A 14,381-nucleotide genomic window follows, 5' to 3' on the forward strand; every position below is an offset into this window, starting at 1 on the left:
AGGGCTGCAAGGTTACACAAAAACCCCGTAGGAGCTGACGAGTGAAACGAGGCTGCGATCTTTTGATCGTGCGTTAACAATCAGGATCAAAAGATCGCAGCGTGCCGCAGCTCCTACAGGGATGCCGCAGGTTTACGCGCAATGATCACCTGACTCTTCGCCACCACCGCATCCAGCGCCTGCTTGATCTGCGCGCCCCGCGGAGAATCCAGTACGGCCTGCCAGGTATTGGCCCAGTGATTGAGCAACGGGTGGTCGGGGTTGCTGAATTCGACCTTGGCTTCCCAGAACAGCAGCATCCACATCGACCAGTAAAAGCCGTATTGGCTATGGCTGACGATCTCCAGTCCGGCGTCGCTGACCAGCGCCTTGAACTGCTCTTCGCTGATGACGCGAATGTGGTTGGGCTTCTGGAAATATTCGGGCGCGGCGATGCCCTTCTGCAGATCTTCGGAGCTCGGATGCGGCACGCTCAGCAGGTACAACGCACCTGACTTGCCGACGCGCACCAGTTCAGCGAGAAACTGTGCCGGATCGTCGACATGTTCGATCACCTCCGTAGAAACCACGCGTGTCGCCGTGGCGTCGGCAATCGGCAGCGGGTTGCAATCGGTGACGTGACATTCGACATCGCGGGCCGGGGTATCGCTCAGGCGCTGACGAGTCGCTTCGACCTTGGCCGCATCGATGTCGGCGATGATGATCTTCGCTCCGCGCATGCCACAGAAATGCACGTTGCCGCCATCACCACAGCCAACGTCGAGCAAGATGTCATCGGCGCTCACCGGAAAGTCTTTGAACAGCTCGCCGGTTTGCTGATTGAACCAGCCACTGAGCATCGCATCGTGCAGGCCGAGCATGTACGGATCGGTCTTCTCGGCAGCCGGCGCAACAGCCTGTGCCGGCGTAGCTGTCGTGAGTTTCTTCAAAAGGCTCAGCATGAGGTGGCTCCAGAGGACGGGATGGCGGATCGGGATGCGCCGAGGCGCTTGACCAGCGCGGCGCCACGGTTGCGCATGGGCATTTCGATCAAGCGGTAGTTGAGTTCACTGAGCAGCACGATCAGCCCGAACGCCAGCAACAGCGTGACGATCGGATGCCCCGCCGGACTGGGCAAGCCACTGCTCTGCAAGCGAAAGATCAGTTCACGCACCAGTTGATAGGCTGGAATGTGGATCAGATAAATGCCGTACGAGCGGCTGCCGACCCATGCCAGCCAACGTTGCACGGCACCGGCAGGCATCAGGTAGTTGCGGTTGTATGAAGCGATCCACACCAGCACCGCACTGAGCACGGCGATCGAGCCGATGCGGTAAGGGGCAAAGGTGAAGCGGTCGGTGGCCATGAAACTCAGCAATGCTCCGATGGCAATCAATGTTGCGACCCCGGCCCACGGCCGCCGCAGAAATCCTGGCTGCCAGCGCTGATAATCCGGCTGCTGGCTCCACATTGCCAACAGCACGCCGAGGGCCAGCGCGTCGGTGCGCACCACCATCAGCCACGGTGTACGCACGGTCAGAATCTGCACCGCAACCAGGGCCAGCAACGCCCAGACCAGACGCCGGCGCAACAGCAGGATCAGCAGCGGAAACAGCAGATAAAACTGCTCCTCCAGCGCCAGGCTCCAGTAGACGAAACTGCTGCCGTACTCGTAATGAAAGAAGCTGTCGGCAAAGCGGAAATTGGCATACTGCAACACCCCGGCCAACGTCGCCTGCAGGTTGGCGGATAAAGTGCCGAAGGCCCCGGAGCGGTTGAGAAACAGGCAGGCCAACAGCATCAGCGCCAGCCATAGCCACGCCGAGGGCAGCAGACGAAAGGCCCGTCGCAGCCAGAAGTTGCGCGTCTGCTGCCAATACTCCTGGCGGGTCGTACAGCCTTGCAGTGTCGGGATCAGGCTGCGAGCGATAACAAATCCGGAAATCGCAAAAAACAGATCGACGCCCCACCACGGCTGCGCCCAGCAATGAATGTTCTCCAGCAACGGCACCGGATCGGTGAACAGACTGCCTTGCAGGTGATGGAACAGCACGCCCAGCACGGCAACCGCGCGCAGGACCTCAATGTCCATGATCCGTTTGTTGCTCATGCTTGCGGGACGTCCATGGCAACCCCGCGCTGTTCGAACAACTGCGCGATGAACAGCCGCAACCGCTGCTCGGCCACGGCCTGACTGCAGAAGCCCTGCAAGCTGCGAACTGCCTGTGCTGACATCTGCGCATAACGCGCTGGATGGTTTTTCGCTACCTCATAGCTGGCTTTGTAGGCTTGGCACAACGATGCCCAGTCAGTGACGTAACGCAAGGTGCGAAATGCCCGGCGCGGGTCGTGCGGCCATGCCGTGAGCTCGTCGGTAGACTCGATCAGGAAAGCATTATCGGCGCTCAGGTAATCGATCATCGCCGTGGTGCGCGGTGCCACCGCCGGTTTGCCACAGGACATGAACTCCATCAACGGCAGACACTGGCCTTCGCCGTAGGAGGTATTCACCACATAGCGCGTAGCCTGCACCAACTGCTCGTAGTCCGGATCGGCGAGGTAACCGTAGATCAGGACGATGCGGCAGCGATAGGACTGGTTTTTGTACAAATGATGGAGGATGTCGCTGAGTGCCTCTTCGGCGTCATGGTGCGTGAGCTTGAGCACCAGAGTCGCATCTTCGATGTCACGAAAACTCACGCAAAACGCGCTGAGCATGTCTTCCCAGTTTTTGCGCCCGTCACCGGGGTTGAACACCGAGGTGTACACCACGCCATCGAGCAACAGCGTCTGCTCGCTGGCGGGCGCGGCGAAGTCGATGCCCTCGCCGCTACGCAGGTGAGCAGGTCCGAACGCGTTGAGGTTCAAGGTACGACTGTCCGCGACCAGACCCTTGATGGTCAGACTGTAGGCGGCAGACAGCGGCTGCTCAGGCAACAGCGCGCCACGGGCGGCAAAGCGGTCCCAGACCGGTGCCGGCACCGCGACAATCGGGTAATCGGCCCCCATCGCCTCGCGCACGGCATTGACCGTGTAACTGGAATGAGTCACCGCCGCCCCGCAGGCCGCCAGCACGGTGCGCCAGTCATTGCGCGGTTCACCCGCAAACGGTTCGTTGGGAATGGTGCTGAACTCCCACGCGAACACCGGCAACGTCGGACACGCCAGGTGCACCGGGGTGCGGTGCGGCGGTGAGAACGACAGAAATACACAAGCCTCGCCTCGGCTCAGGCATTCCAGGTACAGCGCATCGACTTCGGTCTGCGGATCGGCCACTTCCACCACGCGACCAATGCGTTCCAGTACCGGACGATACTCCTTGAGCACGAAGTAGTAGCTGTACTCCGAACGTCCGAGATTCTGCGCGATGGTGTGCTGGTTGGTTTCCGAATGAATGATGATCAGCATGAGGCGTTATCCGTCACGGGTGCAGCGTCCGCAGCGCGTGGGGCCAGGGCAAAGAAATCCGCCAGGCGTTTTTGCACCGGCGCGAACGCGCAGTACTCGCGCATGCGCTCGACGGCAGCGTCCGACATCTGCCGATATTGCTGCGGCTGGGTCCTGGCCATCCGATAGCTGTCTTCGTAAGCGTTTTTCAGCGAGCCCCAATCGGGACGGTGACGCAACGTGCGGTAAATGATCCGCGTGTCCTGCGGCCAGATCGTCAGTTCTTCACTGGACTTGACCACGAACGCCACCGATTCATCGATGTAATCTTGCATCGCTGTGTGATCGGGAGCGATCGCCGGTTTGCCGCTGGACATGAACTCCATCAACGGCAGGCACAGCCCTTCGCAGCGTGACGCGTTCACATAAAAACTGGCTGCCTGATAGAGCCTGGCGTACTGCGCGTCGTCGAGGTAACCGTGCATCACCACCACCCGGCAGGCGAACGGCGTGAGTTGCGCCAGCAGCGTCATCAACTCGCTGTAATAGGACGCCAGATCATTCTGGGTAATCTTCAGCACCAGCGTCGCGTCGGGCGTTTCGCGAAATGCCCAGCAGAATGCGGTTACCAGGTGATGCCAGTTCTTGCGCCCATCCCGAGGGTTGAACACGCTGACGTAAACCACGCCGTCGACCGTGGTTTCAACGACCGATGAAGTGTCCGGCAGCTCCACTTCCAGCGGTTCGACCATCGGCACCGGCAATGCGCCGCACACGGCAGGCAGACGTTTTTCAAGCCAGCCATGCAACACGTCCGGAACCAGATCGCGAATGCCCTCCCAGTACCAGTTGTAGAGAAATCTGACCCGTGGCACCGCTTCCGTCTGCGAGTGCCGGGGATTGAGCGCCCACAAACGCAGGTAATGTCGAGCAATAACCCATCGGCGTTTGAGCGTCAGCGGTGGCGGGCGCGCGGCTTCGATCGCTGCAGCCAGCGCGGCCTCCTCTTCAGGCGTAATCGGCGTCGGAATCAGCGCATCGGCGGACAGCTCCAAGGTGCGTGAATCGAAAATGCAACCCTTGATCGTCAGCGTGGTTCCCGCATTGATCGGCATCGATACATGTTGCTGACGAATCGCCGTGAAGTTTTCCCACAGCGGTGTGGGCAGCACCAGCACCGGAAATTCCTCGCCCATGGCCCGACGAATCGCCCGGGCTGTATGGCTCGACAACGTGATCACCCGGCCATGACGAGCGAGCATCTGCGTCCAGTCGTGACGCGGATCGTCGTCCCATTGTTCATCCGGGATCGAATCAAATTCCCACGCCACCACACAAATCGTCGGGCATTCCAGGTCAACCGGGGTTTTCTGCGGTGGGGTGAAGGACAGGAATACGCTGTCTTCACCCGCGGCGAGCAATTGCCGGTAAAGCACATCGACGTCGGCGACAGCAGCTGCCACGTGCACGCGCCCCAGGCTTTCCATCACCGGGCGATAGGCTTTGAGGACAAAGTAATAGCTGTATTCCGGACGCCCGAGGCTGGCGCAGATGGAATGGTCGTTGACGTCCGAGTAAAGAATGAAATTCATGGCATCCCACGATGAAGCGCCGTCCCGGCTACTCCATGCTATGACGGCCGGCGTCGGATCGGCGCGGCAGGGCCGGCACTCGTCCTTCATCATCGGGCACGTCTTCGTTCTTGTTTTAGTGGTCAGTTTCACCCTGCGTCGCGGCTCCCTGAAAATAACCGGCCAACTCGCGACGAAGGCCATTCTAAACACATCCGTCGCGACTCCGGGAACCGCCCGGCGATAATAAACAGGGCTAAGCTGATGAGAACTCACCGGTCACGGTTTGCCCGGTTGAAATTGCCGAGCAATTGGCACAGATTGGCAACCAAACAACTACAACAACGGCTACGCCTGCTGTTTCTCCGGATATTCGCCCCGGTCTGACAGACTTATCCCCCAACGCATGTGGGAAAAAGGCGCAAGTCACAGACCAAGGGGTCGCTGTTTGAAAAAACGTCTGTTCGTCACCGGCCTCAATGGCTTCGTGGGACAACACATTCAATCGCGTCTGGCCATGCCGGATTCGCCGTGGGCGCTGATGCCTGCCGCTTCGGGCTACGACCTCACTGACGCGGACAGCCTCATCGATCTGTGGCCACAATTACCCGATGCGGTGATTCATCTGGCCGGTCAGACATTCGTGCCGGAAGCCTTTCGTGACCCGGCGCGCACCTTCGACATCAATCTGCGGGGCACCCTCAATCTGCTGCAGGCTTTGAAAGCCCGCGGCTTTGCCGGCACGTTTGTGTACGTCAGCTCAGGCGACGTCTACGGTCAGGTCGGCGAACAGGATTTGCCGATCACCGAGCAACAACCGCCGCTGCCGCGCAATCCTTATGCGGTGAGCAAACTCTCGGCAGAATTTCTCAGTCTGCAGTGGGGCTTGAGCGAAGGCTGGCCGGTACTGGTCGCCCGCCCCTTCAACCACATCGGCACGGCGCAGAAAGACAGCTTCGTCATCGCCAGTGCCGCCCGGCAGATCTGCCGCATCAAACAGGGCCTGCAAGCGCCGCAACTGCAAGTCGGCGATATCGACGTGACACGGGATTTTCTCGATGTCGGCGATGTAATTTCGGCCTACTTCGCGCTGCTGGAAAACGGCACACCGGGGCAGGTCTACAACATTTGCTCGGGCCGCGAGCAAAGCATCCGCAGCCTGATCGAGCAATTGGCCGATCTGGCCGAGGTCGACGTAGAGCTGGTGCAGGACCCGGCGCGCATGCGCCGCGCCGACCAGCGCCGCGTCTGCGGCAGCCACGCAAAACTGGCCAACGCCACAGGATGGGCGCCAGTCACCACCACACAACAATCCCTGCGGGCGATCCTGTCCGACTGGGAGACGCGAGTACGACAATAATGACAAAAAGTGCACTGATTACCGGGATTACGGGCCAGGACGGCGCCTATCTGGCCAAACTGCTGCTGGACAAGGGCTACAAGGTTCACGGCCTCGTCGCCCGACGCAGCAGCGATTCACGCTGGCGCCTGCGCGAGATGGGTGTCGAAGCCGATATCGTCTACCTCGACGGTGACATGGCTGACGCCTGCTCGGTGCAGCGCGCGGTAATCAAATCGGCACCGGACGAGGTCTATAACCTCGCCGCACAGAGTTTTGTCGCCGCGTCCTGGGACCAGCCGGTGACCACCGGGATCGTCGATGGTCTGGGCGTGACACATCTGCTCGAAGCCATTCGCCAATTCAGCCCGCACACGCGCTTTTATCAGGCCTCGACCAGCGAAATGTTCGGTCTGATCCAGGCCGAGCAGCAGGACGAGAACACGCCGTTCTACCCACGCAGTCCTTACGGTGTAGCCAAACTCTACGGCCACTGGATCACCGTCAACTACCGCGAAAGTTTCAACCTGCACGCCAACAGCGGCATCCTCTTCAACCACGAATCCCCGCTGCGCGGCATCGAGTTCGTCACGCGCAAGGTCACCGACGCTGCTGCCCGGATCAAACAGGGCAAACAGCAGGAGCTGGCGCTGGGCAACATCGACGCCAAGCGCGATTGGGGTTTTGCCGGCGATTACGTCGAAGCCATGTGGCTGATGCTGCAACAGGACAAACCGGACGATTTCGTGGTGGCCACCGGCGTCACCACCACCGTACGCGAGATGTGCCGCATCGCCTTCGATCACGTCGGCCTCAATTATCGTGATTACGTGAAGATCGACCCGGCGTTCTTCCGCCCTGCCGAAGTCGAAGTGCTGCTCGGCAACCCGGCCAAGGCCCAGCGCGTGCTCGGCTGGAAACCGAAAACCGATCTGGACAGCCTGATCCGCATGATGATGGATGCGGACATGAAACGCGTCGCCAAGGAGTAGGCCATGCTGATTCCAGTGATCCTGTCCGGCGGTGCCGGCACCCGTTTGTGGCCGGTGTCCCGCGAGGGCCACCCCAAACCGTTCATGACCTTGCCCGATGGCGAGTCGTTGCTGGGCAAGACCTACCAGCGCGCGGCAGCCTTGCTCGACGGCTGGGGCGACATCGTCACAGTGACCAATCGCGAGTACTACTTCCAGAGCAAGGATCACTATTGCGCAGCGCAGGTCTCGCGTCATCGCGGACACTTCCTGCTCGAGCCGACCGGGCGCAATACCGCACCGGCGATCACGGCTGCGGCCCTGTCGTTGCAGGCACTGCATGGCGACGACGCGATCATGGTGGTGATGCCGGCCGATCACCTGATCGTCGATCAGGACGCGCTGAAAAGTGCCGTCGAACACGCAGTCAATCTGGCGAAGGATGGCTATCTGGTGACCTTCGGCGTGGTCCCCAACGCACCGGAAACCGGCTTCGGCTATATCGAAACCGGGGCACCACTGGACGCCAAAGGCGCGGCCAAGGTGCAGCGCTTCGTCGAGAAACCCGATCTGCAGACCGCCACGCATTATCTGGAGAGCGGCAATTTCCTGTGGAATTCGGGGATGTTCTGCTTCACCACCGCTACGCTTATCGCCGAACTGCAACTGCATGCGCCCGAGTTGTTGGAGCAGACTCGAGCCTGCATGGCCGTCAGCGCGCCGGTCGAAACGGTTGGCTGCCTGCAACAGGAGTTGTCGCCGACGCTGTTTGCCGAAATCACTGACATCTCCATTGATTACGCATTGATGGAACGCTCGGAAAAAGTCGTCGTGGTACCCGCTGGTTTCGACTGGAGCGACATCGGTTCGTGGAGCGCGGTCGCTGCGCTGATCCCCGCCGATGCCGACAACAACCGCGCCAGCGGCGAAGCGATTTTCATCGACAGCCATAACAACTTCGTGCAGAGCGAAGGCCGGCTGGTGGCGACCGTCGGTGTGGATAACCTGATCATTGTCGACACCGCCGACGCGGTGCTGGTGGCCCATGCCGACCGTGCACAAGACGTACGCCGGGTGGCCAGGCAACTCAAGGACAAGTCCCACGAAGCCTATCGCCTGCATCGTACGGTCAGTCGTCCGTGGGGCACCTACACCGTTCTGGAAGAAGGCCCGCGCTTCAAGATCAAACGCATCGTGGTCAAACCCGGTGGCAAGCTCTCGCTGCAAATGCACCATCACCGCAACGAACACTGGGTGGTGGTCGAAGGCATGGCCAAGGTCACCAACAATGGCTCCGGCACGACACTGGTGGCGAAGAACGAATCGACGTTCATTGCTGCCGGCCACAAGCATCGCCTGGAGAACCCCGGAGTGATCGATCTGGTGATCATCGAAGTGCAAAGCGGCGAATACCTGGGCGAGGACGATATCGTTCGCTTCGAAGATCAATACGGCAGGACGGTTTGAATGCTGCTTTCCCTGTACCGCTCGCTGCGCAGCTACCGTGGATTCATCCTCGGCAGCGTGCAGCGAGAGTTTCAAGCGCGGTATCGCAATTCGTTGTTCGGCGCGCTGTGGCCGATCTTCAATCCGCTGTCGATGATCATCGTTTACACGGTGATCTTTTCGCAGATCATGCGCGCGCGCCTGCCGGGTGTGGACGACAGCATGGCCTACAGCGTCTATCTGTGCGCTGGCCTGCTGGCGTGGGGACTGTTTTCGGAAATCACCCTGCGCAGCCAGAACATGTTTCTGGAAAACGCCAACCTGCTGAAGAAAATCAGCTTCCCGAGGATCTGCCTGCCGGTGATCGTGTTGATCAACGCCGCGATCAATTTCGCGATCATCATCAGCCTGTTTCTCGGCTTTCTGCTGATCACCGGGCGCTGGCCGGGCATGGCCTTGCTGGGGCTGATTCCACTGATTGCTCTGCAAATGATGTTCTGCGCCGGGTTGGGCATGGTGCTCGGCGTGTTGAATGTGTTCTTTCGCGACGTCGGTCAGTTGTTCGGCATTTGCCTGCAATTCTGGTTCTGGCTGACCCCCATCGTGTACCCGATCGCCATCCTCCCGGAATGGGTACAGCGCCTGCTGCAACTCAACCCGCTGACCAACCTGTTCAGCAGTTATCAGAACCTGTTTCTCTACGGTCAGTGGCCGCTCTGGAGTTCGCTGTTGCCGATTTTCATCACCGGCGTGGTGTTTTGTCTGATCGGGCTAAGGCTGTTTCGTCAGCGCGTCGGCGAAATGGTGGATGAACTCTGATGGGACATATTCGCGTCACCGGTCTGAGCAAGGCCTATAAGCAATACCCCAACCGTTGGGCCCGCCTGGCCGAGTGGCTGATCCCCTTTGCGCCGATCCGCCATCACCAGCACTGGGTCCTGCAAGATGTCGAATTCGAGGTCGCCCCCGGTGAAGCGGTGGGCATCGTTGGCGCCAACGGTGCCGGGAAAAGCACCTTGCTGAAGATGATTACCGGCACCACCCAACCCACCAGCGGCAAGATCGAACTGCAGGGGCGCGTTGCGGCGCTATTGGAACTGGGCATGGGTTTTCATCCGGACTTCACTGGTCGGCAGAACGCAATCATGGCCGGTCAGTTGCTGGGCATGCAGCTCGAAGAAATCGAAGCCCTGATGCCCGACATCGAGCACTTCGCCGAAATCGGCGATGCCATTGACCACCCGGTGCGGACCTATTCCAGCGGCATGCAGATGCGCCTGGCCTTCAGCGTCGCTACGGCGCGGCGCCCGGACATTCTTATCGTCGACGAAGCGCTGTCGGTGGGCGATGCCTATTTCCAGCACAAGAGCTTCGAACGCATCCGTAGCTTCCGCAAATCCGGCACGACGTTGCTGATTGTCTCCCACGACCGCTCGGCCATTCAGTCGATCTGCGATTCGGCGATCCTGCTCAAGGATGGCCGCATGGCCATGCGCGGCAAACCGGAACCGGTGCTCGACTACTACAACGCGCTGATGGCCGAACGCGAAGGGCAAGTCGTGCGCCAGCAAATGCTTGCCGGCGGCGAGGTGCAAACGGTGTCTGGCACCGGCGAAGCGGCGATTCTGAGCGTACGCCTGCTCGATGAGAACGAGCGCAGCATCGATGCCGTCGAAGTCGGCCAACCGGTGGTCCTCGAAGTACAGGTGGAAGTGCGCAAGGACATCGAACGGCTGGTACTGGGCTTTATTCTCAAGGATCGTCTGGGCCAGATGATGTACGGCATCAACACCCACCGCCTGGACAAGGCGCTGACCGACCTGAACGCCGGCGAGCGCATCACCTACCGCTTTGCCTTCGTCATGGGCCTGGGCAAGGGCAATTATTCGGTGTCGCTGAGCCTGTCGCGTCTGGACTCGCATCTGGATCGAAACTTCGAATGGCGTGACTACGGGCTGGTGTTCCACGTGATCAACAACCGCCAGGAAGACTTCGTCGGCTGCGCCTGGCTGGGCGCGAAAACCACGGTCACCCGCGACACCGAGGCCCGGACTGTCGAGCGCGCGCCATGACCCGCCTGCTGGTCGAATGTACCCACGTGTTCAAACACCCGACGGTCAATTCGGGTATCCAGCGCGTGGTGCGCAACGTCATCAAGCAACTGCCCGCCAGCGCTGAAGGTGTCGAATGCATGCCGGTGGTCGTGCTCAATGGCGAGCTGTACCGCGTTCTGCGCCTGGCGCCGTTCGATACACCGTTCTGGAACACCCTGGAAACCTTTGGCGAACGCTTGCAGCGCCTTGCTCACCGTTTCTGGCAATGGCATCAGCGCCGCGATGCACAGTGCGCTTCGAAACTGGCGCGTCGGGTGCTTTATGTGGGCTATCGATTGACCCAGTTTGCAGTGTTCGGCTTGCCGATTCGGCTGATCCGGCGAATCAATCGCAGGCAGCTGCTTAAACGCTGTTCGCCGCTGCAGCACCAGCCCGGCGATCAACTGGTGCTGCTGGATTCGTCCTGGCATTCGGATTTCTTCGCCCACGTCGAACAGCTCAAACGCGAGGGCGTGGGCGTGATCGCGGTGATCTACGACCTGATTCCCCTGACGCATGCGCAGTTTTACGACACGCGTCTGGTCGAGGTTTTCAACGAATGGTTCGACTGGGTCACCCGCACGGCCGACGGCTACATGGCGATCTCCGCCACGGTGCGTGATCAGGTGCGTGACGAATTGCAGCGCAGAATCGGTGCAGCGCAGACCGACAAGCGCTGGTTCGATTTCTTCCATCTGGGTTCCGAGCTCGATCTGCATCACAGCACAGCAACGGTCGAACCGCGCCTGAAAGATGTGTTCGCTGCGCCCGAAGCGGTTTTTCTGATGGTCAGCACCATCGAGCCGCGCAAGAACCACGCGTACCTGCTGGACGCCTTCGAACGTGCCTGGACCGCTGGCTCAACGGCACGCTTGTGCATCGCCGGGCGCATTGGCTGGAAATGCGACGCCCTGCTCGCCCGCATCCGCAATCACCCGCAATTGAACCGGCGCCTGTTCATGTTCAACGACCTGAGCGATACCAGCCTGGAATACGCCTACGCCCACGCCAGTGCACTGGTGTTTCCCTCGTTTGTCGAAGGCTTCGGCCTGCCGCTGGTAGAAGCCATGCAGCGTGGCTTGCCGGCGATGGGCAGCGACATCGCCGTGTTTCGCGAGATTGGCGGCGAGTTCATGGCTTATTTTGATCTGCACGATCCGCAGAGCCTCGTCGATCTGATCGAGACGTATCAGCGCAGCGGGCATTTTCCCGCCGCCCGCGATGTCGCCGACTGGCGCTGGATCGGCTGGCGCGAGGCCAGCGAGCAACTGGCGACACGCAGCCTGCACCATGTTCTGCAGGCCCCGCGCCTGCAAGCGAGGCCGCATGCGCATTGCTCTTAACGCCCGCATCCTGCAAGCGCCGCGCACCGGTATCGGCCACTACGTCGCCGAATTGGTCAAAGCCTTGCGCGGCGAATCCGACTTGGACGTGAGCCTGTTTCACGGCTGGGGCTGGAGTTCGGCCCTGCCGGAAGCCGCAGTACCCGGCTATTCGCGCATGACGCCGCTGCTGCGGCAAATTCCCGGGGCTTATCAGGCCCGGCGCTGGCTGGAGCAGAAACGCTTCGATCAGGGGCGTGCGCAAGGAATCGATCTTTATCACGAGCCGAGCCTGTGGCCGCTGGCCTTCGACGGCCCGACCGTGATCACCCTGCATGACCTGACACACCTGCACTTTCCGCAAACCCAGCCGCCGGCGCGTCTGAGGGAGATCGAACGTCGTCTGGCCGCCGGCATGGAGCAAGCGCGGGTAATTCTCACCGACTCACAGGCAATCGCCGACGAGGCGCAGGCATATTTCAATCTTCCTGCGCATCGTTTCGTGGTGGCGCCGTTAGGTGTGGCCGAGCGATTTCGTCCTCGGCAACCCCATGAAATCGACAGTGTGCTCAAGGCTCACGCCGTCCAGGCAGGGGAATATTTGCTCTGTGTCGGCACCCTTGAGCCGCGCAAGAACCTGAGTCTGGCATTACAGGCCCACGCCCTGCTGCCCGACGCTGTGCGCCAGCGCTTTCCCTTGTTGATTGCGGGGATGGCCGGCTGGCAGCGCGAGCAGTTCAACGAGCCACTGCGCCAGGCCTTGGCGAGCGGCCATGTGTGTCTGCTCGGCTATCTGCCCGATGAGCAATTGGCGCAACTGCTGGCCGGCGCCCGGGCACTGATATTTCCATCGCTGTATGAGGGCTTTGGCTTGCCGGTGCTGGAAGCCATGGCCAGTGGCACGCCGGTGGTGACTACTCGCTCTTCGGCGATGCCGGAGGTGGCTGGCGACGCGGGCAACTATATTGATGCGGACGATGCCGAGGGACTGCGCGATGCGCTGATTCGTCTGATCGACGACCGGCAGCATTGGCAGGCATGCCGCGACGCAGGATTGCTGCGGGCAAGGCTTTTTTCCTGGAAGCGTTGTGCACAGGCTACGGCCGGTGCCTACCGCCAGGCGATGGGAGGTTGAATGCGCGTTCTTCATTTCTTCAAGACATACCTGCCCGATTCGGTCGGCGGCATCGAACAAGTCATTTTCCAGTTGTGCGAAAGCGGTGCCCAGCATGGCATCGACGCGCAGGTGCTGACCCTCAGCACGGACCCGACACCGCCGGTGATGCAGCTGGGCCAGCATGAAGTGCACCGGGCGAAACTGGATATCCAGTTCGCCTCCACCGGGTTTTCCTGGAGTGTGTTCAAGCAGTTCCGCGCGCTGGCTGCCGAGGCCGACGTGATCAACTACCACTTCCCGTGGCCGTTCATGGATCTGGTGCATTTCGCCAGCGCCCTTGATAAACCGACGGTGGTTACCTATCACTCGGACATCATTCGTCAGAAGCATTTGCTCAAGCTGTACCGGCCCCTGATGAACCGCTTCCTCGCCAGCGCCGACCGCATCGTCGCCGCATCGCCGAACTATCTGCACACCAGTGATGTGCTGCAGCAGTTTCAGGACAAGACTCGGGTTATTCCGTACGGGTTGAACAAAGCAGGTTATCCACAGCCCGATGCCGAACGGATGAACCGCTGGCGCAAACAGCTTGGGGATAAGTTCTTTCTCTTCGTTGGAGTCATGCGCTATTACAAGGGCTTGCACATCCTGCTCGACGCACTGAAAGACGTCGATTATCCGGTAGTGATCGTCGGCGCTGGTCCCCTGGAGCAGGAACTGCATGCACAGGCCGCCGCGCTGGGCCTGCGCAATATCCATTTCCTCGGACGCCTGAGTGACGAAGACAAGGTGGCGTTGCTGCAATTGAGCTACGCGATCGTGTTCCCTTCACACCTGCGTTCGGAGGCCTTCGGCATTTCGTTGCTCGAAGGCGCGATGTACGGTAAACCGATGATCTCCAGCGAAATCGGCACCGGTACGAGTTTCATCAATATTCACAATGAAACCGGGTTGGTGGTGCCGCCGAGCAATCCACAAGCGTTCCGCGAAGCCATGCGCACCTTGTGGGAGAACCCAGAGCGTGCCGCCGCCATGGGCGTCAAAGCCGAAGCGCGCTATCGGCAGTTATTCACTGCCGATGAAATGGGCCGCAAGTGGACCGAGTTGTATCAGGAACTGTTGGCAGAGAAGGCGCTGTCCTACGCTTGAACGCGGG

At 60.5% G+C, this 14,381-nt stretch carries 12 protein-coding genes; 8 read left to right on the forward strand and 4 right to left on the reverse strand.

The window, feature by feature from the left end:
* Positions 1-113: 113 nt before the first annotated feature.
* Genes J2Y90_RS05850 through J2Y90_RS05865 form a run of 4 tightly spaced genes read right to left on the reverse strand, consistent with a single transcriptional unit; the run spans position 114 to position 4,958 of the window.
* Positions 114-941: a class I SAM-dependent methyltransferase gene (locus J2Y90_RS05850; RefSeq protein ID WP_253497403.1), complete on the reverse strand. Its 828-nt coding sequence runs from the start codon at positions 939-941 to the stop codon at positions 114-116.
* On the reverse strand, positions 935-2,089 hold the full coding sequence (locus tag J2Y90_RS05855; protein WP_253497406.1) for an acyltransferase family protein: 1,155 nt from the start codon (positions 2,087-2,089) through the stop codon (positions 935-937). The genes J2Y90_RS05850 and J2Y90_RS05855 overlap by 7 nt, the downstream gene beginning before the upstream one ends.
* Positions 2,086-3,387: a glycosyltransferase gene (locus tag J2Y90_RS05860; RefSeq protein ID WP_253497409.1), complete on the reverse strand. Its 1,302-nt coding sequence runs from the start codon at positions 3,385-3,387 to the stop codon at positions 2,086-2,088. The genes J2Y90_RS05855 and J2Y90_RS05860 overlap by 4 nt, the downstream gene beginning before the upstream one ends.
* Positions 3,381-4,958: a glycosyltransferase gene (locus tag J2Y90_RS05865; RefSeq protein WP_253497412.1), complete on the reverse strand. Its 1,578-nt coding sequence runs from the start codon at positions 4,956-4,958 to the stop codon at positions 3,381-3,383. The genes J2Y90_RS05860 and J2Y90_RS05865 overlap by 7 nt, the downstream gene beginning before the upstream one ends.
* A 427-nt stretch (positions 4,959-5,385) precedes the next feature.
* Here J2Y90_RS05865 and J2Y90_RS05870 point away from each other — a divergent pair, with 427 nt between their 5' ends.
* Genes J2Y90_RS05870 through J2Y90_RS05905 form a run of 8 tightly spaced genes read left to right on the forward strand, consistent with a single transcriptional unit; the run spans position 5,386 to position 14,374 of the window.
* Positions 5,386-6,297, forward strand: a complete 912-nt coding sequence (locus J2Y90_RS05870) for a GDP-mannose 4,6-dehydratase (protein ID WP_253497415.1) — start codon at positions 5,386-5,388, stop codon at positions 6,295-6,297.
* On the forward strand, positions 6,297-7,268 hold the full coding sequence (gmd, locus tag J2Y90_RS05875; protein WP_253497418.1) for a GDP-mannose 4,6-dehydratase: 972 nt from the start codon (positions 6,297-6,299) through the stop codon (positions 7,266-7,268). The genes J2Y90_RS05870 and gmd overlap by 1 nt, the downstream gene beginning before the upstream one ends.
* Positions 7,269-7,271: 3 nt before the next feature.
* On the forward strand, positions 7,272-8,714 hold the full coding sequence (locus J2Y90_RS05880) for a mannose-1-phosphate guanylyltransferase/mannose-6-phosphate isomerase (RefSeq protein ID WP_253497422.1): 1,443 nt from the start codon (positions 7,272-7,274) through the stop codon (positions 8,712-8,714).
* Positions 8,715-9,512: an ABC transporter permease gene (locus tag J2Y90_RS05885; RefSeq protein WP_253497425.1), complete on the forward strand. Its 798-nt coding sequence runs from the start codon at positions 8,715-8,717 to the stop codon at positions 9,510-9,512. It abuts the gene before it with no gap.
* Positions 9,512-10,765, forward strand: coding sequence for an ABC transporter ATP-binding protein (locus J2Y90_RS05890; protein WP_253497428.1), 1,254 nt, complete (start codon positions 9,512-9,514; stop codon positions 10,763-10,765). The genes J2Y90_RS05885 and J2Y90_RS05890 overlap by 1 nt, the downstream gene beginning before the upstream one ends.
* Positions 10,762-12,129: a glycosyltransferase family 4 protein gene (locus J2Y90_RS05895; protein ID WP_253497431.1), complete on the forward strand. Its 1,368-nt coding sequence runs from the start codon at positions 10,762-10,764 to the stop codon at positions 12,127-12,129. Before J2Y90_RS05890 ends, J2Y90_RS05895 begins: the two co-directional genes overlap by 4 nt.
* Entirely contained in the window at positions 12,113-13,243 is a 1,131-nt protein-coding gene (locus J2Y90_RS05900) for a glycosyltransferase family 4 protein (RefSeq protein WP_253497434.1), read from the forward strand. The genes J2Y90_RS05895 and J2Y90_RS05900 overlap by 17 nt, the downstream gene beginning before the upstream one ends.
* A complete protein-coding gene (locus J2Y90_RS05905) occupies positions 13,244-14,374 on the forward strand; it encodes a glycosyltransferase family 4 protein (RefSeq protein ID WP_253497437.1) in 1,131 nt (376 codons plus the stop codon).
* Positions 14,375-14,381: the final 7 nt, after the last annotated feature.

The organism is Pseudomonas koreensis (assembly GCF_024169245.1).
Taxonomy (GTDB): domain Bacteria; phylum Pseudomonadota; class Gammaproteobacteria; order Pseudomonadales; family Pseudomonadaceae; genus Aquipseudomonas; species Aquipseudomonas koreensis_F.